Here is a 21,819-nt window from a genome sequence, read left to right on the forward strand (position 1 = left end):
TCATTCTCCTCCTTCGCTGGGATCTGAAACCGCAGCCTGATGTTTTTCCTGATAAGCAATAAGATCTTTTATTGTTAAGATTCCAAGTTCCAACCTTTCGGCAACCGTGATCAAATCCGGAACCCGGGCCATCGTGCCATCGACATTCATGATTTCACAGATTACACCCGCAGGTGCCGATCCGGCAAGCTTTGCGAGGTCGACAGCCGCTTCTGTATGCCCCGAACGTTCAAGGACGCCACCGTCTTTGGCGATTAACGGGAAAATATGGCCTGGACGCTTGAAATCAGAGGGCTTTGCATCTTCTTTGATCAGGCTCAGAATCGTATGTGAACGTTCAAACGCACTGATTCCTGTCGTGGTATCTTTATGGTCGATGCTGATTGTAAAGGCAGTGCCGTATTCATCGGTATTATCATCGGTCATCAAACCGACACTCAGTTTCCGGGCAATCCCCTCAGTGATGGGGACACAAATCAACCCCCGCCCTTCGGACGCCATCAAATTGATGATTTGAGGTGTGGCATATTCAGCCAAAGCGATAAAATCACCTTCGTTTTCACGATCCTCGTCATCGATGACGATGACTGCCTTGCCTTTTTTTAAATCTTCCAGTGCTTCATCTACTGTATAAAACAAAAGTATGCCTCCCTCTAGAACCCTTGTTCAGCCAACCAGCTTCTTGACATTTCCGGTTTATCGGCCTGTTGGATCCGTTCTGTATATTTTGCCAAAAGATCACATTCGATATTGACGCGTTCTCCTATTCCTTTTTGGCCCAGCAATGAATCTTCCCGGGTGGTGGGAATCAGGGAAATCGTGACTGTATTGTTTCCAACCGAAAAAACCGTAAGAGACGTACCATCTACGGAAATGGATCCTTTTTTCATCATGTACTTCATGAGGGAAGGGTCCAGTTCAATTGTTTTCGTCACGGCATTCGATTCTTTTTTTACCGCACGGATAACACCGACTCCATCGACATGCCCACTGACAAAGTGGCCGCCGAAACGTCCTGTAGCAGGCATGGCGCGTTCAAGATTGACGCGGGAGCCTGTGCGCAGGCTGGACATGGTCGAAGAATTGACGGTTTCCGGAATAACATCGACTGTAAAGGATTTTTGATCATGGGCAGAGACGGTCAAGCAGACACCATTGATGGATATGCTGTCGCCTCTTTTGATATCGTCCATAATAAGGGAGCAGGCAATCGTCAATTCCATAGCCTGCGGTTTTGAACGAAGCGCTGTGACATGTCCCATTTCTTCCACAATTCCTGTGAACATTCAGGCACACTCCTCTATCAAGTTTTGCTCTTGATTTTTGATCACTGGCATTTCAAAATTCGGGTAATCTTCCACCATGGGGCGAATGGGTGGTGGGGAAAGGGATGCAGAGTAAATTGGAGATAACCTTGCTGTTACCGATGTGCCAATCTTCTTTTCGCGAAATATGGACAGACAGAATACAGACATGCCCAAAAAGCCCTCTTTAATAAAAGGTTGAGACGGTTCTGTTGTATTTCGGCAGTCAGAAATGAAAAAACGCTTCTGCTTGGTGGTATATTCCATAAAGATCGCTCCTTTCGATTCGGTTATCGAAAAGAAGTGGCACATAACAAATTGACTTGAATTCTTCTCCCATCCAGACTGTAACTGTCGGTGCCGGAGTTTCACCAGCTCCACCGAAGAAGAAAAGCGAAGGTAATCGAGCAAGACCCGAAAGTCATAAGACAAAACGGCGAAGCGGCGTTCTTGTGCCGCACAGCCGGATTGGCTTATGAACCGAGGGTCTGATTGCCGGAGTCTAGACATCAAGAATAGCGAGAACGCCATTCATGCTTTTCTTTATCGGGTCACGGACTTGCAGCAGGGCGCTGCTCACCGCCGGTGGGGAATTTCACCCCGCCCCGAAGAATTCAATCGATTATTTGTCTATTACATAGTAGCATAGGAGAAAAGAAGAAAGCATCTTTTGATGTTCTTGGACGGAGGAGGATTTCATTGGCTCATACCCTGACAGTGAAAGGATTGGACGTTGATCCGGAAACCCGGTGCAGGCATTACCATTCAGAAATCGACCGCATTGCCATAAAATTTTATTGCTGTGGAGAATATTTTCCCTGCTTTGAATGCCACGAGGCCATCGGCTGCGGAAACCATCAGGTTTGGCCGAAAGAGAAGTTCAGTGAAAAGGCAGTGCTCTGCGGCTCATGCGGCTATGAACTTTCAGTGGAGGAGTACCTGCAATGCGCTTCTGCATGCCCTTCCTGCTCGGCAGCTTTCAATCCCGGCTGCAGCCTCCACAAACATCTATATTTTGCATGAATAGCTGCATATAAAAAGAGCAGCCGGCAATTACGCCGGCTGCTCCTTTTCAATTCTCATGCACATGACTATCTGTTCCCCGCTCGTGCGCATAAAACGCCTTCCGGTATCTTCGAACCCCGCTTTTTCAAAAAGCCTCTTTGCCGGCTTGTTCCTGGCGTTCACACCGAGAACGACTTCATCGATCGCCGGAAATTCCCTGCGGATGAAATCCGGCAATGCGTAGATCGAACCGGTAGCAATGCCACGCCCCTGAAATTTCGGATTGACGGAAAATCCTCTCAGCAACAGAGAATTGGGATTGTTGGAGTACTTCCTGCGATCATCCGATTCATCAAGTTCGAGAAAGCCCGCCGATTCATTTCTGGCATGGATGATGACGAAATGCTTTAACGGGTTGTCTTTGTCGCGGTCAATGATATCCTGCGGCATTCCCGAAAATTCCAGCTGTTCGGAAGGCAGCTCATATCCCACCGTTATTTTCGGATTGTACAAACTAAGGGAAACTTCTTCTTTCCTGATCATGCTTACTCCCCTCCCTAAACGCATTGCATATCTCCAGGCAGTGTTCTATTCTTTTTCCAAGGTGACAGACACCACTTCCGGCAGATTAAAGATACGCACTGGAAATCCGCTGTTTCCGAGGCCCCGGCTTAACACAAGCCGGGTCTCTTCCTTCTCGAAAACGCCTTCCGTCATTCGGGGAAACCAGCCCTGCCCTGGAGCAAAAATCCCGCCAATGCCTGGAATCCGCACTTGCCCCCCGTGTGCGTGGCCGGAGAAAACAACGTCAATTTCATTTTCCGCATAGACGGCGAGCTGTTCGGGACGATGCGCAAGAAGCAAGGTGAAGTTGTCCGTCAACGCTGCAGTTTCAATCGCATCCCTTGTATACTGCTCATCACGGTAATATTGATCCATCAATGGATCATTTATTCCCGCTATCTGCAGCGATTCGCCTTCAAGTTCCCACTGGACCTTTTCATTTTCAAGAAAAATCACTCCACGTTCCACGAGCGCCTCTTTGATTTCGTCTATTTTATTGACTGCAACTTCGTGGTTGCCCGTTACAAAATACACGTCACTCATTTCAACCAATGCATCCACCAGCACGAGCGCAGCATCAAGGTCGTACCGGTTGCTGTCTATCAAATCGCCGGTGATAAAAATCGCATCCGGCTGCGTGTCTTTGACTTTTTGAATCAGTCTTTCCTGATTCTTCCCGAAGGTGGCATTATGCAGATCGGAAACCTGTACAATTTTCTTGCCATCGAAAGCAGCTGGCAATCCTTCTGAGGAAATCGTATATTCCGTAGTCTGAATCCAGTTGTTGTTTGCCCACACAAAAAGCCAGATCAATGCTGCGAAAACCAGAAAAACAATCAATTTTTTCATTCTATCAACCTTCTATTCTGTCTGAATCAGATCGATCGGCGTAATGATTCCTGTCAGCGTCTCGTCTCTCTTGCCATTTCGTGTAATCAGCAATGCTTCAAGCATATGCCCGGATAACACCGAGTTCTTGAAAATTTCCTCCGCCTCATACACTGGAGTATTTGACGCGATAAACCGATAAGTGTTCCCATTTTTTTCGAATTTCAGAATGTCATCCATCGTCGTTATTTCCCGGGAAATGCTTTCCTCTTCCACGGTCGCCGCAAGCCACCTCAAAATTCCGCTGGCTGTAAGCAACCCTGAAAACTCACCGTTCCGGTAAACCGGAATATGCTTGAATTTCTTATCCCTCACCATACGCAGTACATTACTCAATGTGTCATCCGAGCTGAACACGTGGACTTTTCTGGCAAAACTTGTCCCCACTGTCACCGGTTGGGACAGGAGGCTTTCGATATGCTCAATCATTTCCACAATTTCTGTATGGGGTTCGGCAATTACATATTCCGGTTCTGTCCGGTGATGGATAATGGCGTTTCGCAAATCACCGAATTCGCGCAAATCATCTTCGTATTTTCGGATTGCCGCATGTTCTTTTTTGGAAAGGTCTATCGCTGTGAAAAAACTGACATGGTCTTTTCTGTCGATCATGCCTTTCATTATCTTTTCGATTTTATTGAATGCAATCAAGAACCGTTCGGAATTCCGCTTATCCATAAAAGCCCCCGCTTTCCGATGCTGTGATTTCAATTTTCAAACGATCAGGATCTTCCATGAAAACGGCATATGTATCATTGCCTCCCGCATATGGATGGCGGTCCTGATAGAGGATGTTTACATCTGATTGTCGCATTTTTTCTGTAATTTCGTCCACTTCGAGCGTTGACGATGCATGAAAAGCGAGGTGATTCAGCCCTGCGGCTTTTCTGTGATACCCGTGCTCAAGAAATTCGGCCTCTGTTTGGACAAAGACGATATACGTGTGGTGATGCCTGTAACTGAAGCCTGCCGGCCATTCCTGATACAGGGAATAGCCGAGCAACGGAAGCAGCATATCATAAAATTTCCTGGAAGCTTTCAAATTGGAAACATTCAATTCAAGATGATGAAGCATTTTCTCACCCCTTCCCTCTTTACATTCTCCCGAACAAAAAAATGCTGCAGCTCCGAATGCAAAGCTGCAGCAAAGTATTTTATACTTTCGTTGTGGCAGCCCTTTTCCTGGAAAGGAAGATACCAAGAACAATCAGCAAGGCGATCAAAACGATTGTAACGCCCACAGACCACCAGAAATCCCCGAGATCCGGTGCTGTCTCCAGCCAGGCTGCAGCATATGCAGGAAGCTTCATGGGCGAAACCGGCCAATAAGCGCCGAGCAAGCTGTCAACCAGCTGGCTGATGAAAATGACTCCCAGCGAAACCGCTGCGGCAAGGCCGGCATTCGGCATCATTGCACTGGAGACCATCACAATCGAGACTACCAATAGAATCCATAGACTGTAGCTGGCCATAAATTGGACCAATCCCATCAAATCAACACTTCCGAACAGCAGGTATGTATAATAATAACCTGCCAGGAAGCCGAGCCAAACACTCAGCAATGCGATAACCGAGGCTATGATCCATTTGCTTATGAAATAAGCTGAAAAAGATAGTGGACGCGCATACAGCAGGGTGGCCGTTCCGCTCCTCCGTTCGCCGGCGATTGTGCCCATGTAAGCCAGCGCAATAATCAGGAGCCCAACAAATTGATATTGCCCCATGATTGCTGCAATAATCTGTTCAGGCATAGGGATTGGAAATTTAAATACCGCCCCTTCCGGCAAATTCCCTACCGAGTCCAAAATTTGCGGCAGAAAGTAGTTGGTGACAGGCTCCAATATGCCGAGCAAAATAAATACGGTGGGAATCCAGAATAATTTGTAGTTCCTAACATTTTCCCGCCATTCCTTTTTCAGCAAAACCCCAAATTGGTTCATTTTGCTCCCACCACCTTATGGAAAATTTCTTCCAGCGAAGCGGTTTGGCGGTCTACTCCCGAAATGCCATTGCCGTTATGTGCCAATGCTTCGAGCACCTGCTGCATTGTTGGGCCATTTTCCGACAAAGGAAGATCGATGACATTCCTTTGTCTGCGCATCTGCCAAAGCATGCGTTCTTCAAATGCAGCTGCAGCTGCTTCGGTTTCAAAACGCAACCGGATCTTCGGTTCTGCATAGCGGCTCTTGACCTCAGCAAGAGAACCCTGCTCCACCAATTTCCCTTGTTTCAGGAATAACAATTGATCCGTCATCTCTTCTGCATCATTCAGGATATGGGTGGAGTAAAGAATCGTTGTATCTTTCTGCAGAGATTTCAGCAGGTTCATAATCTCCCGCCGGCCAGTCGGATCCAGGGATGATACCGGTTCATCCAGCAACAGCAATTTCGGCTGATGTACAATTGCCTGTGCCAGACCAAGACGCTGCTTCATCCCCCCGGAAAATGCACCGGTCTTCTTATTGACCGTGGATCCGAGGCCCACAAACTCGAGTGCTCTCACCGATTGCTGACGCGCCTTTTTCCCGTCAACTCCACTGATTTTCGCTGCCATTTCGGTAAACTCCAGTGCAGTCAGCCAAGGAAAAAAGTGAGGATATTGCGGCAAAAAGCCGACTCCCGATTTGAAATCCCTCTTTATCGTTCCCTCTGTCTCCTTTAATAGCCCAGCGATCATGGACAGGGTCGTCGTCTTGCCCGAACCGTTCGGCCCGATCAAAGCCGTAGCCGTCCCTTCTTCCAGTGTGAAGAAAATGTGGTCTGCCGCCAGCAGCCCATTATATGATTTCGTCAGTCCTTTGACTTCCAGTACGCTCAATAATTCCTCCTCCCCATGACAAAGTATAAAATCGGGCCGATAATATTAACCACAATGATTATCACTGCCCACATCCATTTTGGCCCATTTGTGTAAGGGGTTTTGATCAGATCCACCAATGCAAAAATCATCAGTCCCAATTGAATTAAAAACACAGGCAACAGCAACAATATCAACCTAGGCTCTTCCATTACCTTCACTCCTTTTCCGTCCAGAAACCAGGATTCCCTCTGTTTCCACGATTCGTTAGTGCCTGCTTGTTTTAATGTAGAACGGAGTCCTTTTTACAAACTTTTCCTATATAAGAGGTATTCCCTTTCTGCCGTCTCATTTCCTGCATAACCGGAGAATACAAAAAAGCCTCACCTTGCCGGCGGGCTTTTCGTTTGGTATCACCATTTGATGGTTTCGAGTTTATTGAGCAAAATTTCCTTGTTTTCTTCATCAATATTCCACGAAGCGATTTCGCTTTTCAATCCTTGCAGTTTCCCATACCCTTTGACAAAGCCATTCAGCCTCGCAGCAAACGTTGAGTCAATCATATGCTCAGGTTTCGGATAGAGATCCTGCAATTGTGCAAGTGTATTCGGATAACGCTTCAGGTAATATTTCTGATGCCTTTCATCTGCCGGAGTGAAATTCTCAAAGGCCGCAATGTCTGTTTCGATGGGCTCGCCCAGTTTCTCAGCCATTTCACTTTTCACTCCATCGATGGCTTCCTTCTGGCCGTCTCCACGGTACCTCAGCAGCGAAATGTATTGGCGGCCCTTGTAATTTCCCCGATTCGGATAATGGTTCAGCCAAAACTCCCTTAAAATTTCTTCATAACTGATGACAGCCGGATCATAATCAATTTCCACCGTCTCTGTATGATCCCCCATATGCCGGTAAGTCGGATTCGGAGAAGTTCCACCGGCAAACCCCACCCGCGTCCTCAATACGCCCGGCAGACTTCCAAACATCGCCTCGGGCCCCCAAAAGCAGCCCATGCCAAAGGTTGTGGTCTCCACCGTTTCGGCTTTCGGATTGAATTTACCGATCATATCTTCGACAGTTTGATAACCTTGAAACATATAAATCACTCCTCGTTCAGTTTATTCCCCAACTTCCGCGATTTATGCGCCCGAATGGTGCCTGGAAGTCCAGCGGCTCAGAAAAAAGGGATCCAAGGCAGGAAAAACAGTTTGTTTCTCGAATAAGAATATCGAATGAAAAATGAAAATCTCCACAAAATCCTTTCTCCAAGGAAAGCAGGTGCTGATGGTGAAGAAAAAAGACCAGGCAATCAGAGCGTATTTCCGCAACATGGACAGAAGTTTTTTTATGGATAATTTCAAAGAGATGGCGTTTGCAGATGAAGCGGTGCCCATCGGATACGAACAGACGATTTCCCAGCCTTCCCTTGTGCTGGAAATGACGCTGGCACTCGATCTTGAACCCGATTCGAAGGTACTGGAGATCGGCACAGGTTCCGGATTTCAAACCGCGTTACTGGCTGAATTTTCCGGACAGGTCTATACCGTCGAACGCATCAAAGAACTGCATATCCGTGCCAAAGAAAGACTCGGTGAATTGGGCTATGACAATATATCGTTCAAACTTGATGACGGCAGTTCAGGATGGGCGGAAAATGCCCCTTATGACAGAATCATGGTCACAGCTGCAGCGTCAGAAATGCCGAAAGAATTGATCAGCCAATTGGCTGACGGCGGCAAAATGATCATTCCAGTCGGCTCTTCCTTCAGTCAGGAACTCCGGCTTGTTGAGAAAGATGAAAACGGCAAGCTCCATTCCACGCTACTGACCGAAGTACGGTTTGTGCCGCTGAAAGGAAAATACGAATGACAAAGAAAAGCGACGGCACCCGTTAAGCTCCGAAAGGCATAAGCCGGACCAGCGGAGTGGCGTCCCGCCGCGCAGTCCCGAAAAGCGGAAGGGCCTGTTCAGCTCTGACAGGTATAAGGCGAACCAGTGTAGTGCCGTCCTTTGCCACGTAACTGGGGCGACTTATTTCCCGAAGAGCTAGGCACTGGAGACTAGACATTGGGCTGGCTTATGAACCGAGGAGCTGGGTCGCCGGAGTCTGGACAGCAGAAAAGCGGAAACGGCCGTTCAGCTCTGACAGACTTAAGATGAACTTCCGAAGCGGCGTTCTTTGTCGCACAGGAAGGACAGCTTAAGTCCGAGGAGTTGGCCGTTGGAGTCTGGACAGTAGAAAAGCGACGGCACCCGTTAAGCTCCGAAAGGCATAAGACGGACCAGCGAAGTGGCACCCGCCGCGCAGTCCCGAAAAGCGGAAGGGCCTGTTCAGCTCTGACAGGTATAAGGCGAACCAGTGTAGTGGCGTCCTTTGCCACGTAACTGGGGCGACTTATATCCCGAAGAGCTAGGCACTGGAGACTAGACATTGGGCTGGCTTATGACCGAAGGAGCTGGGTCGCCGAAAATAGAAAGGCCGCGCTCAACCCTTTTGCCAATGGAAGGGGAGCGCAGCTTTTTAGTGGTGCATTTGCGTTATTTTCGAAAATTTTCCTTTTTCGTCTGCAGCACCATAACCAATCCGGTCAGCGAAAAAATAACTCCTCCGGCAATCCAGGAAACATCATAAGGAAAAAGGTCGTAACCGTAGCGGATTTGATGGAGTCCCAATAATTTATGAATGATGATTCCGTCGAACAGAATGTAGATTCCGGATCCCATCAACGCCGAGCCGATCCACCTTTTTGGCCAAAGCCCTTTGCGTTTTTGAAGATTTGACAGAAGAAACAGCCCGGTAACAGTTACAACCCAGGAAAACAGATTCAATATACCATCTGAAAATACGCCGGTTCTTTCGGTGGACAGATCGTAAAAATGATGCCATTGCAATATTTGATGGAATACTGTCCCAGTTGCGAATGCCATAGTTCCAACTCCGAATAGAAGGCCTGACCAAAAATTCCGGGCAGCAAAAACAGCCCGATTCTTCAAATTCCCATAGGAAACTGTTTTTTTTGCATTGGCTGCCATCTAATCCTCCTCCGAAGAATTTCAGCATCTGCACGGCTAATTGCTAAATCCGGGCGTCCATTTACCAAAACGGTCTATTTATAGGATAATATACCCTTTCCCCTTTTTTTCAAACTGATTTTTAACAATTTACGATCATTTTTACTGCTTACATGACCAGTTGCGGAGTCTCGCATTCTTTACAGAAACTGAATTGCCCGGTTCCTTCGAGAGATTTCACATACTCGTCCGAAGCCGTAAATTCACGTTCGCTTATTGGGGTTTCCAGAAATCCGCATTTATCTCCCGCATACTGCTGATGATGGATTTTCTTGTTTTTATGATCTACAAAATACATGATAAGTGGCACCCCCTTTTTTTTGCAAAATAGAAAAAGCCGAAAAGACCCCTCTCTGGAGAGGGATCTTCTCAGCTTTGTTTTCAGCGCTATTGTCTGAAACATTTTACCAAGGGCTTTTTGTATATCCTATATTAAACAGGGGTATGACCCCGTTTCTGAATTAATGAAAAATAGATTGGAAATGCTATTGGTTTTCCAAGCACCCCCATGTTACTAGAGTCTTCTTCTTTCGTAAAGCTAACTGCTTTCTTCACAAAATATGGAAGCCTTCCAACTGAACCCTGCGAATGATCTGATCTTCTGAAATCTGATTTTCATCATAATTTATGGTGACTTCACCATCTTCCACGTCCACCAAAGCCCTTTCAATTTCCGGGACTCCTGCCAATACTTCTTCCAGCGATTGAATCGACTTTTCTGCAGTTGCTTCTTTCACAAAAATTGTCATCGTTTTCATCCAATCATCCTTTCTTTCTGACATCCTGCTAGAGCCGCTTTTCTTCCAGCTTCTTCAGGTCGTTTCGGTGGCCCATGACCACAAGGATATCGCCCTCTCTGACAACGTCGGTTGGGTGCGGTGCGATATTGACATCTTCCCCTCTTTTGACTGCCAGGATGATGCAATTGAACTTCACCCGGATATCGAGTTGGAGCAGGCTTTTTCCTGTAACTTTTTCAGTAGCTGCCATTTCGACGATGCTGTAGTCTTTCGAGAGATCGATATAATCGACAACTTTTTCCGAATTGATATGGTGGGCCGTGCGGATCCCCATCTCGTATTCGGGCTGAATGACACGGTCCGCCCCCACTTTTTCCAGAATTCTTTTATGTTGCATATCGCGCGCTTTTACCCATACCTTTTCCAGGCCGATTTCCTTCAGCATCAGCGTGCAAAGGACACTGGCCTGCAGATCATCCCCGATGGCGATAATTGCCTGGTCGAAATTTCTGACGCCCAGCGCTTTCAGCTGGGATTTATCCGTGGCATCTGCAACCGTTGCCTGCGAAGCGAATTCGGTTACATCTTCCACTTTTTCCGGATCCATATCCAAGGCCAACACTTCGTGGCCGAGTTGATACAATTCCCGGCAGACACTGCTGCCGAAACGCCCCAATCCGATAACGACTATTTGCTTTTTCTTCACGTTATTCCCTCTTTTCCAATAGGACTAAAACTCCATTTTCAACTTGCCGTCCTCCAGGACGAGCTTAGCGCTGAACTTTTTGCCATTTTTCGAAACAAAGCCCTTCATCACTGGCGTCTTGCCTTTGGTGCATAAATACTCTATCGTTTTTGAGGTCAGCTTCTTTTTCAGGAATATTCCCGGAAATGACTGCTTGCAGCCATTGGCATTTTCGGTACAGGTGAAAGATCCCCTGCTCGAAACGATGCTCCCTTTTTTGCAGCGCGGGCAGAGCGCAATGGCGTTTTTTCCGGTGTCCATTTCCATCCGCTCGGGCAAGCCATTGGCCTGCAGCTGATTTGGAACATCCGCCAGCAGTTTTTCGATGAACTTCCCAATGGTATCAAGAAAAACTTCCGAAGACCCTTCCCCGCGGCCGATTTTCTTCAAATAACTCTCCCACTTTGCCGTCATGGACGGACTGGACAATAAATTCCCTTCAATCGCCTGGCACAGGATTCTTCCTTTTTCTGTGACTGACACGATATTCCTCTTAATATGGATGTATTCATGCCTTTTAATGGTTTCAATGATACCACTTCGTGTCGCCTCCGTGCCAAGACCTTCGACTTGTTTCAGAATTTCGCTTTCTTCTGCATCTTCCGCAAATTTCCCGCAGGTTTTCATCATTGCGATCAATTGCCCTTCCGTGTAGGGTTTGGGCGGCTGCGTCATGCCTTCTTTCACAGCTACTTTAGCCGCAACCGTTTCCTGTTCCCGAAGTTCGGGCAACGATGGTTCCGATTTGCTTTCTTTTGCGGGTGCGAATAATTCCTTCCAGCCTTTTTCAATTTCTGTTTTCCCGGTTGTGAAGAAATGCAACCCTTTCACGTCAGTGGTGACCTTTGTTTCGGCATAGCGATAATCCTTGTGGAACATCGCAAGGGTTGTGCGCAGCACTTCTTCGTATAAGTTTCGCGCATCCGGGGCGAGGCCGTTGAGCTTTCGTTCGGTCGGAATGCTTTTCGTCGGAATGATGGCATAATGTTCCTGCACTTTCGCATTGTCGACAAAGCGTTTTTTGGGTGTTCGTGAAGCGATCGGAAATTCTTCACCAATCAGTTTCTGGTAGGACTCCACCTGGCCCGCCAAATAGCTGAACTCGGCATTTGTAATGTGCTGGGCATCGGTCCTCGGATAACTCACCAGTTTCTTTTCATATAATGTCTGCATAACGGAAAGCACTTTTGCAGGACTGTATTTCCATTTCCGGTTCGCAGCCGCCTGCAGCGTGGACAGCGAATGCAGCTGCGGAGCGGGCTGGCGTTTTTCAGCCGTTTTGACCTGTAACACCGTTCCCTGCTCCTTTGAGCCGACCGCATGCTTTTCGAGCAACGCTTCGGCTTCTTGCCGCTGTTTTGCCTTTATCTTCGCTTTCCCTTTGTATTTCCCTCGTTCCGCCTGAAAATCGCCTTCGATTTCATAAAAGGCTTCCGGCACAAATGCTTCGATTTCCTTTTCCCGCTGGTAAATCAAATAGACTGTCGGCGTCTGCACCCTGCCGATTGCAAACACCTCGCGTATCCCTTTTTCCTGCAGCAGCAGGGAATACAGGCGCGAGCCGTTCATGCCGACCAGCCAGTCGCTGATCTGCCTGGCTCTCGCTTCCTGATACAGCAGCAAATCATGTTTATTGTCGCGCAGCTCCTGGAAGCCTTTTCGCACTTCATCCGCTTCCAGCGAATTGATCCAGAGCCGTTTGATCGTCTTGCCTTTTATGCCGGTATGGTTATAGATGCTGTAAAAAATATTCGAGCCTTCCCTATCCACGTCACAGGCATTGATGACAGTATCCGTCTGGCTGATTAATTTTTTGATGATATTGAATTGCTTGTATTTACCCCGCGCCACTTGAAATTGGTAGTTAACCGGCAAGATGGGAAGCGCCGCGAGCGACCATTTGCCCCATTTCGGATCATACGCTTTCGGTTCCTTCAATTCCACCAGATGGCCGATTCCCCAGGTGATGTAGGCGCCTTGCGGAAAAATGGCATCCGGCATGATTTCCAAAAAACCTTCCCTTTTCGCAGTCTTGAACGCTTCTGCATAAGCTTTGGCCTGGCTCGGCTTTTCAGCCACTATCACTGGTTTCATCTCTTTCTCCCTTTCGTGCGTTGTCTTTTCCTCCATTGTACCCTGCCGGTCAATAAACGAAAGCAATCGGGCATCGGCTCGTTGTGGATATCCTGCTCAGGAGCTGTATAATAATGTGAAAAGAGGAGGCTTTCCCATGTCCGAAAAATCCGCATTGATCGCAGGCGCCACCGGCTTGACCGGCAAAGAACTGGTGAAAGTCCTGTTGGACCACCCTGCATATGATAAAATCCGCATTCTTGTCCGCCGTCCTCTGGACATCGAACATCCGAAACTTGAACAGGTAAGAGTCGATTTTAACAGATTGGATGATTATAAGGAGTTTTTTGAAGTCGATGAGGTTTTCTGCTGCCTGGGAACGACCATCAAAAAAGCCGGATCCCAAAAAGCTTTCCGGCGGGTGGATTACGAATTTCCAGCAGCGCTTGGTGTTCTTGCAAAATCTGCCGGCGTACAAAAGTTCCTCGTCATTTCAGCGATGGGCGCCGACTCCCGTTCAAATATTTTCTATAACCGTGTGAAGGGGCAGATGGAAGACCGCCTGAAAAAACTGGATATTCCGGCCCTTCACATTTTCCGGCCTTCCCTGCTGCTCGGCGACCGCCAGGAATTCCGTGCCGGTGAAAAAGCAGCGAGCCTTCTGGCAACGATTTTCAGCCCGCTGCTGCGCGGAAGCATGCAAAAGTACAAGCCGATCCAGGCCGAACAAGTTGCGCGGGCAATGTGTGTGGCTGCTCAAAGCGAAAGCGTAGGGGTCGCAGTCTATCTTTCCGACGAGATTGCAGAAATGGGCTTGTCCGCAACTCTGTAACATATCTTTCCATTAAAAAAAGCGGTGCCGATTGGCGCCGCTTTTCTCTGTATTCAAATTCTAAGCATAAATCTATTCGGTCCGCCGTGTCGTTTGGAATGCCAGCGTATCCCAGAACGAGATGTCCGCTTCTTCGATGGAACCATCTGCTATTGCCCGCACAGCAGCATCAAGCGTCGTTACCGTCTGCTTGATCAGATACCCGTTGCTCTTTTGTCCGAGGACGTATGGCTCGTATTCATGGTCAGACATTCCACGCATCTCAAACAGTAATGTTGAAATGCCGTATTCTACAGCAATTCCGTTGCGGCTGATTGTTTCCGCATTTCCTCCATTATACTTTCCGAGGTGGCCCCAACCTGTGGAATCCACTGCGTCAAAGACAACTGCCCCAAGCTGTTTGGATTTCAGCAGAACATCCTCATCGACATTTGGGGTCGTCGGATAAAGGATTGAACCGGATACCAGTTCACCATCCCGCTCACTTTGTGTTCCCTGGTGATGCAAGTCGATCATATAATCGATATCGTATTTCTGCATGACATTGAAGTGAAGCGCCTGAGTTTCAGGCTGGATTTTGGTGATATGATCGCGGTTAAGATCCACCTCATTGGCATTATAACGCGTCAGATTGCGGTCGCCGCTCGCCACATAATCCTCGAGCGAAAAGTTTACATCCCCCATTGCGCCATCCGCGTTCAACATCGGCACAATCAGAACGTTCACGCCGTCAGCAACACCTTTCATCTTGCCTGTTCCCATATGCTTGATGAATTCGAGGGCACCCTCTGTCGTCAGCTGCTCATTGCCGTGCTGCTGCGTCAAAAACAGGATTGTCGGATTTTCCGGATTCGTCATGTATTTAACTAAAAAGAGGTCCCGGCCTTTCACACTTTGGCCAATGACTTCCAATTCCATATTCGCTTGTTTCGCTTCCTGTTTTGCAAGGAAATCTGCCATTTCGTCATAAGTGGTCAAAATCGAAGTATTAATCGTTTCGTTGCCGCCGTAACCAGGACCTTCACCCACCGCAAGAGCTGTCGGCAAAGCCAGTGGTGAAGCACTGAAAACCAAAGCGCCTGCAACAGAAAGACTCAACATGCTTTTCTTTAATCCCATCTTTTTCATAAAATGATCGGCTCCTTTTTGTGTTTGATATTTTTCCATATTCCCAGCAACATTACCTTTTTCTTGCTTTTGAGTTCCCCCTTCCCCCTAAAGCGTTTCGCTACCCTAAATAGATTCACTAAGTCTTTTGGGAATTCCTTTCTTATTTTTAAAATGAGGTAAATTGTTCCATCAATTAAAATTAATGTAATAAATATTACCTATCATAATCTAAGTCCATTTTCCTTCCCTTCCACCAGCAAAGTCCATAACCGATCGTCACATGCAGATTTTTCCCCAGATAAAAGGAGCCACCAGCTTCGTTATCAGCTGATGGCTCCCATTCTTTATTGTGCCGCAGAAATGTCCGTTTCCAGTTCAACTTCCACGTTGCCCTTGATGGCGCGTGTGATCATGCAGGAGCTTTCCGCTTTCTCCGCAAGCTTTTGTGCCCGCGAAAAATCCTTTTCGGAAGCCCCTTTCTTCAACACCAGCTTCGGCCGGTGAATGATTTTTTTATAAGTGATGACACCGTTCGTGATATCCACGAGCCCTTCCGATTCCATCGTTAGCGCTTCTTTCCCGATATCGGCGCGTTCCAGCATCGCTGCGAGGGTGATGATATAGCACGTTGCCGCTGCGCCCAGCAGCATTTCATCCGGATTTGTCCCAGTACCAGGACCATCCATTTCCGGCGGGATGGATATCTCTGTCTTGAGATTGCCGGTTTCGATGGTGCCGACATCATTTCGCAGGCCTGGCCAGTCGGCTTTTAAATGAAAACTGTGTATTGCCATAATATCTCCTCCAGTAAATAAAATCATTCATTAATTTTGGCATTTATTGCCTGAATGTGCAACGATTCCAGTGCTTCCCATTGTAGACATATGCGCTCAACCTGTATAAGATTTGGATTAGATGCGCAATAATTTAGAAAATGAGGGAGTCTATTATGGAATTTTCAAATCGTTTACAGCAATTGCCGGAGCAGTTCTTTTCTTCGTTGGCAGCACAAACCGCAAGAGCCCTGGCTGAAGGGCGTGATGTCATCAACCTCGGACAGGGGAACCCGGACCAGCCGACCGCCCCCCATATCGTCAAAGCCATGCAGGAAGCCGTAGCTGACCCGAAAAACCATAAGTATTCGCCGTTTCGCGGAATCCCGGAAATGCGGCAGGCCGCAGTCGACTTCTACCAACGTGAATATGGCGTTGAGATTGATCCCGACCTTGAAGTCGCCTTGCTTGCAGGTACAAAAGTCGGTCTTGTTGAATTGCCGCTGGCCTTTTTGAATCCTGGTCAATCGTTGCTGCTGCCGGATCCGGGCTATCCGGATTACATGTCCGGGGCTCCGCTGGCCGGAATCGATATGGATTTGATGGAATTAAAGGCGGACAACAACTATCTTCCGGATTACAGCAAATTGGAGCAAAGTGTCCGGGATCGGGCTGGGATGATGTATTTGAATTACCCCAACAACCCCACCGGTGCGGTCGCCACCAAAGAGTTCTTTGATGAAACTGTCGAGTTTGCAAGAGCGAACAACTTAGCGGTGGTCCACGATTTCGCATATGGCGCCATCGGCTATGATGGCGTAAAACCGCCAAGCTTCCTTCAATCGGAAGGGGCCAAAGATATCGGAATCGAAATGTACACCCTATCCAAGACCTATAACATGGCCGGCTGGAGAATCGGCTTTGCAGTTGGCAATTCCAAAATGATTGAAGCGCTGAACCTCATCCAGGATCATTTATTCGCCGGTCTTTCCCCTGCTTTGCAGCTTGCGGCCGCTGAAGCCCTCTCAGGTGATCAGTCATGCGTTGCGGATCTCGTTGAAACCTACGAAAAACGGCGCCAGGTGCTGATCGATGAATGCGCCAGAATCGGTTGGAACATCAAAGCGCCAAAAGGTTCCTTTTTTGCCTGGCTGCCTGTGCCGGAAGGATTCACAAGTATGGAATTCGTCAATCATCTGCTGAAGCACACAGACATTTCTGTGGCTGCGGGCAGCGGCTTTGGCGAAAGTGGAGAAGGCTTTGTCCGTGTCGGGCTGCTGGTTGACGAGGAGCGCATTATTGAAGCCATCCGCAGAATTGAAAAACTGGATCTGTTTTAATTCAAAATAAGATGTGCCATTCAAATATTGTTCTTTGCGTTATAATGCAATGCTTATAAATTAAAAAACCAGCAATCCTGCTACTGCAAGGTTGCTGGTTTTTTAATTGTATGATCACCGATACTAACCTATTGAAGTATCAATTGTGCCTTAGCTTTTTTAGGCATTAACCATTCAAGAAGAAACTTTTAACGAAGCTCGTCATTTCGCTATACCGAACGCTGTATACTTTTATTTTTCGATCAAATCTGTATAAATGACGAGCCGTTCTTCGTAATCGCCTGTACTTTCATCAAAAACACCTGTACACGTTATTAAATTTAACTGCGATGCTGAACTATGGCCGAAAATCTCTTGGATTGGGGCGTCTTCAGGCGGATAGGATTTCTTGGCACGTACTACAAATAGAAGCTCCGTTCCGTCTGTTCCAGTAATATGAATTTCATCACCAGGTTCTAATTTGTTCAGGTCATAAAAAATTCCCGGCTGGGAAAGACCGTCTACATGCCCCGCCAAAACGGCATTACCACTTTCGCCAGGTTTTGTTCCCGGCTCATACCAGCCCACTTCATAAATGCTTTCAGGCGCTTCCATGTTACCATCTGCCGTTTGTCCAACCGGAATCACTTTTGCCCGTGCATCGATTGCCGGTATTTCAATCAAAGCAGGCGTCACGCCAAACGGTTTTTCTTCTGTAATTCTTTCCTCTGTAGGGGGAGACGAACTGATGGAAGAAACTTTTTTCATAATCTCTTCTTCAAGTGTATCATCCTGCTGAACAACTTCTTGGGAGAACCGTTGTGTTATCTGCTGAAATTCTTGGCTGCTTACCAGTTGCGAAGAATCGGTCGCCTGAATCGGGCTTCCGCTGAAGGTTGTAAAAAGAAATAGGATATATATGAGGGAAGTTTTTTTAATAAATGAGTTCATTGTTGCAATCGCTCCTTTATAAAAAAATAAAGAGGAGAAAAATCCCCCCTTTTATTTTGTCTTTATTCTTGCAACTCTTTTCTTCTAGTGAATACTAAAGCTCCTGCCAGTGCCAATAATGGGAATGTATACAGCATCCAATTCATTGATCCTGAATCAGCCGTACCGCCCATGCCTGTTTCCGGCATTCCTGGTGCTGCAGCGAACTGTTCAGGATTTTGTTGCACGATTGCACCGGAAAGTGCTGTGCCAATCGTAAACATCAACGCATGTCCTTCTGTAAATTTGTTGTAAACTGCTGCATAGTCGCCTGCTGCATAGCTGTTCGTGATATCAATTGTGCTTTGTTCGTGCTGCTGAAGAACACTGATTGCTGTTTCTTTTGGAAGTGCCCCGCCTGTTGCTTCACTAAGCAACGTTCCAAGATCAACTGCGAAAGTATTCAACAATTCATCCGTAATTTCATTCACTTTTTCTGTGTCACCGTTGGCAATAGCTTCACCAAGTGCTTCACTGTCTTCATATTGTGTATTGAAGATTTCGCCAAATGCATCGGCAGCTTCCTGTCCGTAAAGTGATTTAACAGCCGCTGTCATTTTTTCAGCGTTCTCTTCCTGCTTCTCGCCCACCGCTTCAAACGCTTCTCCGCCTTCGCCTTTGGCTGCATCATATGCTTCTATCGAAGTAGCTGTCTGATAATAGAAGTGTTCTCCAAGCAATTGGCTGAAAGTGGCTCTTAGATCAGAAGCTGGAGTAACAGCTTTCGTATTATTAAACTTCTCAGGCATTTGTGTCACAATTGCACTTGATAATGCTGTGCCAACTGTGAACATCCGCTCATAGCCTTCGCTAAACTCAGCATATGCTTCATCGAAGTTTCCGGCAACTGAATGGTCAAGGAATTGCATAACATCTTTTTCGTGTTCCTGTAGAACGGAAATCGCTGTATCTTTAGGTAAGTTTCCGCCCGTTGCCTGGCTCAATAGAGTACCAAGATCCGTCGGGAATACCGTCAGCAAGTCTTTTTTGACTTGATCGATTTCTTCCTGGTTACCATTTGCAATTGCAGTACCGTATCCGGCGCTGTCTTCATATTGCGTATCGAAAATTTTATCGAATGCATCGGCAGCTTCTTGGCCGTATACGGATTTGATAGCTGCAGTAAGTTGTTCACCATTCACCTCTAGTTGCTCTTGTGCTTGCTCAAGTCCATCACCGGTTGGTCCGCCTTCTTCAGCTTTATGATAAGCTTCCAACGCAACTTCTGTCTGATAAATGAAGTGAGTTGATAAAAGCTGGCTTAGATCCGCTCTTAACTGTGCAGCTGGTGTTTCAACGGTTGGTGCTGCCATCTTTTCTGGGACATCAGCACTTTTATCGCCTGATGCACTTACTGCTCCAGCTCCTGTTGCTAATAGTGCCGCGCTCAATGGGACTGTAATTATTGTTCTTTTTGCATTTTTCCAATTCATGTTAAAATTCCTCCTAGTTTTTATTTCTTTGACGCTTTTAATCATCGTTCTACTACTAAACGCATCAAAGGTAAATCTAGATCACATTTTCGCCATATTTTTTAAAATAGTTTAAAATAACCAGTAAAAATAAATTTAATTCCAGATATTTTTAAACTTACATGACGTTTTATTGACTTATGTTACATTCATTACATTCCCTGGAGCTTTATTACTAAACATATTTTGATGTATTTAGTTTAATAGCACTTATTCCTACTCCGAAGAATTAATACTTTTTAGATGCTGAAATCTCCTAGTCTCAAGGACTTCAAAAAAATCCCCCCTAAAATAGTATTGATTACTGATTACCTACAACTCCCAAAAATCTTTTAGCTTTTCCTCAGTTTACAATGAATGGAATTGTTTTCTGCATACAAAAAAGCGCTGCAACATACAGCGCTTTTTTATAATTCATTTGTAATTCAGCATTCCAATGCATTTGAAAGGGCAGATTTCCATTTCAGGAAACGACACCTTTTTTGACACCGTGATAAGCTTCTTCCAATAGAAACGATGCTATCCGTTCGATGTCCGGACTGAACACGCGGTCTTCGTCAATCGGCCCTGCAACTTTGCGGATGGCCCCGAGGCGCTCCGCCGTTCTGGGCGACATCCTGTCCGCTCCACGGTATTCGACTGCCTGAGCGGCACAGAACGCTTCGATTGCCAATACGCGGCGGGCGTTATCCGTTATGTCGCGTGCGTGGCGCGAGCCGATGGTGCCCATGCTGACGTGGTCTTCCTGATTAGCGGAAGACGGAATCGAATCGACTGATGCCGGATGCGCCAGGGTTTTGTTTTCTGACACCAGGCTCGCTGCCGCATATTGCAGAATCATCGCACCTGACTGCAGACCGGGTTCAGGGCTGAGGAAGGCGGGCAACCCTTCGTTCAACGCCGGATTGACGAGCCGTTCAATGCGGCGCTCTGAGATGTTCGCGAGTTCGGCCACTGCGACTTTCAGGAAATCCATTGCAAACGCGACCGGCTGGCCGTGGAAATTGCCGCCGGAAATAACCACATCGCCATTTTCAAAAATCAGCGGATTATCGGTCGCCGCATTCATTTCGATTTCCAGTTTTTCTTTTACATATGCCAGCGTCTGCCAGCTGGCTCCATGGACTTGCGGAATGCAGCGCAGCGAATAGGCGTCCTGAACGCGTTTTTCGCCCTGCACCGTCGAGAGCCGGCTGTCTTCCAGCCACCAGCGCATGCGGTCTGCTACTGCTATCTGCTCTTTATAGCCACGCGCTTCGTGGACTGCCGGATGGAAGGCATCCATGACGCCGAACAGGGATTCAAACGTCATTGCCGCAATCCATTCGCTTTGCAGCGCCAGTGTTTCCGCTTCAATATACGTGACCGCGCCTTGTGCCGTCATCGTCTGTGTGCCGTTGATCAGCGCCAATCCTTCTTTCGCCTGCAATTCTACAGGAGACAGGCCTTTTTGCTGCCAAACAGAGGAAGCATCTGCCGGTTCTCCGTCCTTCCAGTATTCGCCTTCTCCGATCAGCACCAGTGCCAGGTGGGAAAGCGGCGCCAGATCTCCGGAAGCTCCAAGCGACCCCTGCTGTGGAATGACGGGGTGGATCCTTTCATTGACCATCATCGCCAGCCGTTCCGCGACAATCGGGCGAATTCCGGAAAAGCCTTTCAATAGCGCGTTCAAGCGCAGCACGACCATTGCCCGGGAAACCGATTCCGAGAATGGTTTTCCGATACCACAGGCATGTGAGCGGATCAAGTGAAGCTGCAGCGGGTTCACATCCTCTTCTGCTATGCTGACGTCACTGAATTTGCCGAATCCCGTATTGATGCCGTAAACCGTCTTCTTTTCCGCTACAATGCGCTCGACCGCTGCCCTGCTGTTGCGGACACGGTCCATTGCGACGGCATCCAATTCGATGGTCTCGTTTTCAAACAATATTCTACGCAATTGTTCGATCGTCAAATCGTTCCCCGTTAATGTAATCATTTTAAATCCCGTCCCTTCGAAAAAAGATGCGACAGCAGCCGCCATCGCATCTTGAGTTACCCTCAGTATAGGTTTCAGCAATAGAAACCTCAAGGATTATTTACCATATTTTAACAAGATACAGTGGTAACGCATCACCGTGTTAAAGGATTGGATGAGA

General features: G+C 47.3%; 25 protein-coding genes. 4 read left to right on the plus strand and 21 right to left on the minus strand.

Features of this window, described 5'->3' with window-relative positions:
- Genes ribB through DIJ65_RS02275 form a run of 3 tightly spaced genes read right to left on the minus strand, consistent with a single transcriptional unit; the run spans position 1 to position 1,571 of the window.
- On the minus strand, positions 1-639 hold the full coding sequence (ribB, locus tag DIJ65_RS02265) for a 3,4-dihydroxy-2-butanone-4-phosphate synthase (protein ID WP_117299493.1): 639 nt from the start codon (positions 637-639) through the stop codon (positions 1-3).
- A 14-nt stretch (positions 640-653) separates the two neighbouring features.
- Positions 654-1,286, minus strand: coding sequence for a riboflavin synthase (ribE, locus tag DIJ65_RS02270; RefSeq protein WP_117299491.1), 633 nt, complete (start codon positions 1,284-1,286; stop codon positions 654-656).
- Positions 1,287-1,571, minus strand: coding sequence for a hypothetical protein (locus DIJ65_RS02275; RefSeq protein ID WP_117299489.1), 285 nt, complete (start codon positions 1,569-1,571; stop codon positions 1,287-1,289).
- Positions 1,572-2,003: 432 nt separating this feature from the next.
- On the opposite strand from DIJ65_RS02275, the gene DIJ65_RS02280 reads away from it, so the two are divergent.
- A complete protein-coding gene (locus tag DIJ65_RS02280; RefSeq protein ID WP_230321265.1) occupies positions 2,004-2,327 on the plus strand; it encodes a CHY zinc finger protein in 324 nt (107 codons plus the stop codon).
- A gap of 30 nt (positions 2,328-2,357) precedes the next feature.
- Here the strand turns inward: DIJ65_RS02280 and DIJ65_RS02285 are convergent, their stop codons facing one another.
- The 8 genes from DIJ65_RS02285 to msrA all read right to left on the minus strand — a co-directional run bounded on the left by DIJ65_RS02285 (position 2,358) and on the right by msrA (position 7,652).
- On the minus strand, positions 2,358-2,852 hold the full coding sequence (locus tag DIJ65_RS02285) for a GNAT family N-acetyltransferase (protein WP_117299488.1): 495 nt from the start codon (positions 2,850-2,852) through the stop codon (positions 2,358-2,360).
- 45 nt (positions 2,853-2,897) lie between these two features.
- Positions 2,898-3,722 (minus strand): metallophosphoesterase, encoded by an 825-nt coding sequence (locus DIJ65_RS02290; protein ID WP_117299486.1) that lies wholly within the window; start codon positions 3,720-3,722, stop codon positions 2,898-2,900.
- A gap of 12 nt (positions 3,723-3,734) precedes the next feature.
- Positions 3,735-4,439, minus strand: a complete 705-nt coding sequence (locus tag DIJ65_RS02295; protein WP_117299485.1) for a CBS domain-containing protein — start codon at positions 4,437-4,439, stop codon at positions 3,735-3,737.
- Positions 4,432-4,836 (minus strand): VOC family protein, encoded by a 405-nt coding sequence (locus DIJ65_RS02300; RefSeq protein ID WP_117299483.1) that lies wholly within the window; start codon positions 4,834-4,836, stop codon positions 4,432-4,434. Before DIJ65_RS02300 ends, DIJ65_RS02295 begins: the two co-directional genes overlap by 8 nt.
- Before the next feature lie 79 nt (positions 4,837-4,915).
- Entirely contained in the window at positions 4,916-5,701 is a 786-nt protein-coding gene (locus tag DIJ65_RS02305; RefSeq protein ID WP_117299481.1) for an ABC transporter permease, read from the minus strand.
- A complete protein-coding gene (locus DIJ65_RS02310) occupies positions 5,698-6,579 on the minus strand; it encodes an ABC transporter ATP-binding protein (RefSeq protein ID WP_117299480.1) in 882 nt (293 codons plus the stop codon). The genes DIJ65_RS02305 and DIJ65_RS02310 overlap by 4 nt, the downstream gene beginning before the upstream one ends.
- The gene (locus DIJ65_RS02315) at positions 6,576-6,770 is read right to left on the minus strand and encodes a PLDc N-terminal domain-containing protein (protein WP_117299478.1); all 195 of its coding nucleotides are present in this window, start codon (positions 6,768-6,770) and stop codon (positions 6,576-6,578) included. The genes DIJ65_RS02310 and DIJ65_RS02315 overlap by 4 nt, the downstream gene beginning before the upstream one ends.
- A gap of 201 nt (positions 6,771-6,971) precedes the next feature.
- Positions 6,972-7,652, minus strand: a complete 681-nt coding sequence (gene msrA, locus DIJ65_RS02320; RefSeq protein WP_117299477.1) for a peptide-methionine (S)-S-oxide reductase MsrA — start codon at positions 7,650-7,652, stop codon at positions 6,972-6,974.
- A 187-nt stretch (positions 7,653-7,839) separates the two neighbouring features.
- On the opposite strand from msrA, the gene DIJ65_RS02325 reads away from it, so the two are divergent.
- On the plus strand, positions 7,840-8,424 hold the full coding sequence (locus DIJ65_RS02325) for a protein-L-isoaspartate(D-aspartate) O-methyltransferase (protein ID WP_117299647.1): 585 nt from the start codon (positions 7,840-7,842) through the stop codon (positions 8,422-8,424).
- A gap of 669 nt (positions 8,425-9,093) precedes the next feature.
- Here DIJ65_RS02325 and DIJ65_RS02330 read toward each other — a convergent pair.
- The 5 genes from DIJ65_RS02330 to DIJ65_RS02350 all read right to left on the minus strand — a co-directional run bounded on the left by DIJ65_RS02330 (position 9,094) and on the right by DIJ65_RS02350 (position 13,206).
- Positions 9,094-9,588, minus strand: coding sequence for a DUF2243 domain-containing protein (locus DIJ65_RS02330; protein ID WP_117299475.1), 495 nt, complete (start codon positions 9,586-9,588; stop codon positions 9,094-9,096).
- 148 nt (positions 9,589-9,736) lie between these two features.
- A complete protein-coding gene (locus DIJ65_RS02335) occupies positions 9,737-9,925 on the minus strand; it encodes a hypothetical protein (protein ID WP_230321264.1) in 189 nt (62 codons plus the stop codon).
- A gap of 253 nt (positions 9,926-10,178) precedes the next feature.
- Positions 10,179-10,385 (minus strand): heavy-metal-associated domain-containing protein, encoded by a 207-nt coding sequence (locus DIJ65_RS02340; RefSeq protein WP_117299644.1) that lies wholly within the window; start codon positions 10,383-10,385, stop codon positions 10,179-10,181.
- 28 nt (positions 10,386-10,413) lie between these two features.
- Positions 10,414-11,073: a potassium channel family protein gene (locus tag DIJ65_RS02345; RefSeq protein ID WP_117299473.1), complete on the minus strand. Its 660-nt coding sequence runs from the start codon at positions 11,071-11,073 to the stop codon at positions 10,414-10,416.
- Positions 11,074-11,097: 24 nt separating this feature from the next.
- Positions 11,098-13,206 (minus strand): type IA DNA topoisomerase, encoded by a 2,109-nt coding sequence (locus DIJ65_RS02350; protein WP_117299642.1) that lies wholly within the window; start codon positions 13,204-13,206, stop codon positions 11,098-11,100.
- 136 nt (positions 13,207-13,342) lie between these two features.
- Here DIJ65_RS02350 and DIJ65_RS02355 point away from each other — a divergent pair, with 136 nt between their 5' ends.
- Entirely contained in the window at positions 13,343-14,017 is a 675-nt protein-coding gene (locus tag DIJ65_RS02355) for an oxidoreductase (protein ID WP_117299471.1), read from the plus strand.
- A 72-nt stretch (positions 14,018-14,089) separates the two neighbouring features.
- On the opposite strand, the gene DIJ65_RS02360 is transcribed toward DIJ65_RS02355, so the two are convergent.
- Complete coding sequence (locus DIJ65_RS02360; protein WP_230321263.1) at positions 14,090-15,145, minus strand: M14 family zinc carboxypeptidase; 1,056 nt, start codon at positions 15,143-15,145, stop codon at positions 14,090-14,092.
- A 326-nt stretch (positions 15,146-15,471) separates the two neighbouring features.
- Positions 15,472-15,921 carry an OsmC family protein gene (locus DIJ65_RS02365; protein WP_071152226.1) on the minus strand — a complete coding sequence of 150 codons (450 nt, stop codon included), beginning with the start codon at positions 15,919-15,921 and terminating at the stop codon, positions 15,472-15,474.
- A 155-nt stretch (positions 15,922-16,076) separates the two neighbouring features.
- Here DIJ65_RS02365 and DIJ65_RS02370 point away from each other — a divergent pair, with 155 nt between their 5' ends.
- Positions 16,077-17,240 carry a pyridoxal phosphate-dependent aminotransferase gene (locus DIJ65_RS02370; protein WP_071152225.1) on the plus strand — a complete coding sequence of 388 codons (1,164 nt, stop codon included), beginning with the start codon at positions 16,077-16,079 and terminating at the stop codon, positions 17,238-17,240.
- Positions 17,241-17,471: 231 nt separating this feature from the next.
- Here DIJ65_RS02370 and DIJ65_RS02375 read toward each other — a convergent pair whose 3' ends face one another.
- From DIJ65_RS02375 to hutH, 3 genes are all read right to left on the minus strand, one after another.
- Positions 17,472-18,170 (minus strand): class F sortase, encoded by a 699-nt coding sequence (locus DIJ65_RS02375; RefSeq protein WP_117299470.1) that lies wholly within the window; start codon positions 18,168-18,170, stop codon positions 17,472-17,474.
- Positions 18,171-18,232: 62 nt separating this feature from the next.
- Positions 18,233-19,642, minus strand: coding sequence for a hypothetical protein (locus tag DIJ65_RS02380; protein WP_117299468.1), 1,410 nt, complete (start codon positions 19,640-19,642; stop codon positions 18,233-18,235).
- Between the two features lie 502 nt (positions 19,643-20,144).
- Positions 20,145-21,659 (minus strand): histidine ammonia-lyase, encoded by a 1,515-nt coding sequence (gene hutH / locus DIJ65_RS02385; protein ID WP_117299640.1) that lies wholly within the window; start codon positions 21,657-21,659, stop codon positions 20,145-20,147.
- Positions 21,660-21,819: the final 160 nt, after the last annotated feature.

The organism is Planococcus salinarum, from assembly GCF_007004625.1.
Classification (GTDB): Bacteria; Bacillota; Bacilli; order Bacillales_A; family Planococcaceae; genus Planococcus; species Planococcus salinarum.

What these genes read in the sequence shown, in the direction of transcription:
- DIJ65_RS02365 (WP_071152226.1), bottom strand. Translation starts at nt 15,921, where the DNA reads ATGGCAATACACAGTTTTCATTTAAAAGCCGACTGGCCAGGCCTGCGA.
- DIJ65_RS02290 (WP_117299486.1), bottom strand. Translation starts at nt 3,722, where the DNA reads ATGAAAAAATTGATTGTTTTTCTGGTTTTCGCAGCATTGATCTGGCTT.
- DIJ65_RS02330 (WP_117299475.1), bottom strand. Translation starts at nt 9,588, where the DNA reads ATGGCAGCCAATGCAAAAAAAACAGTTTCCTATGGGAATTTGAAGAAT.
- DIJ65_RS02355 (WP_117299471.1), top strand. Translation starts at nt 13,343, where the DNA reads ATGTCCGAAAAATCCGCATTGATCGCAGGCGCCACCGGCTTGACCGGC.
- msrA (WP_117299477.1), bottom strand. Translation starts at nt 7,652, where the DNA reads ATGTTTCAAGGTTATCAAACTGTCGAAGATATGATCGGTAAATTCAAT.
- ribE (WP_117299491.1), bottom strand. Translation starts at nt 1,286, where the DNA reads ATGTTCACAGGAATTGTGGAAGAAATGGGACATGTCACAGCGCTTCGT.
- DIJ65_RS02300 (WP_117299483.1), bottom strand. Translation starts at nt 4,836, where the DNA reads ATGCTTCATCATCTTGAATTGAATGTTTCCAATTTGAAAGCTTCCAGG.
- DIJ65_RS02350 (WP_117299642.1), bottom strand. Translation starts at nt 13,206, where the DNA reads ATGAAACCAGTGATAGTGGCTGAAAAGCCGAGCCAGGCCAAAGCTTAT.
- hutH (WP_117299640.1), bottom strand. Translation starts at nt 21,659, where the DNA reads ATGATTACATTAACGGGGAACGATTTGACGATCGAACAATTGCGTAGA.
- DIJ65_RS02305 (WP_117299481.1), bottom strand. Translation starts at nt 5,701, where the DNA reads ATGAACCAATTTGGGGTTTTGCTGAAAAAGGAATGGCGGGAAAATGTT.
- DIJ65_RS02360 (WP_230321263.1), bottom strand. Translation starts at nt 15,145, where the DNA reads ATGAAAAAGATGGGATTAAAGAAAAGCATGTTGAGTCTTTCTGTTGCA.
- DIJ65_RS02370 (WP_071152225.1), top strand. Translation starts at nt 16,077, where the DNA reads ATGGAATTTTCAAATCGTTTACAGCAATTGCCGGAGCAGTTCTTTTCT.
- DIJ65_RS02275 (WP_117299489.1), bottom strand. Translation starts at nt 1,571, where the DNA reads ATGGAATATACCACCAAGCAGAAGCGTTTTTTCATTTCTGACTGCCGA.
- DIJ65_RS02380 (WP_117299468.1), bottom strand. Translation starts at nt 19,642, where the DNA reads ATGAATTGGAAAAATGCAAAAAGAACAATAATTACAGTCCCATTGAGC.
- DIJ65_RS02295 (WP_117299485.1), bottom strand. Translation starts at nt 4,439, where the DNA reads ATGGATAAGCGGAATTCCGAACGGTTCTTGATTGCATTCAATAAAATC.
- DIJ65_RS02375 (WP_117299470.1), bottom strand. Translation starts at nt 18,170, where the DNA reads ATGAACTCATTTATTAAAAAAACTTCCCTCATATATATCCTATTTCTT.
- DIJ65_RS02325 (WP_117299647.1), top strand. Translation starts at nt 7,840, where the DNA reads ATGGTGAAGAAAAAAGACCAGGCAATCAGAGCGTATTTCCGCAACATG.
- DIJ65_RS02315 (WP_117299478.1), bottom strand. Translation starts at nt 6,770, where the DNA reads ATGGAAGAGCCTAGGTTGATATTGTTGCTGTTGCCTGTGTTTTTAATT.
- DIJ65_RS02285 (WP_117299488.1), bottom strand. Translation starts at nt 2,852, where the DNA reads ATGATCAGGAAAGAAGAAGTTTCCCTTAGTTTGTACAATCCGAAAATA.
- DIJ65_RS02335 (WP_230321264.1), bottom strand. Translation starts at nt 9,925, where the DNA reads ATGTATTTTGTAGATCATAAAAACAAGAAAATCCATCATCAGCAGTAT.
- DIJ65_RS02340 (WP_117299644.1), bottom strand. Translation starts at nt 10,385, where the DNA reads ATGAAAACGATGACAATTTTTGTGAAAGAAGCAACTGCAGAAAAGTCG.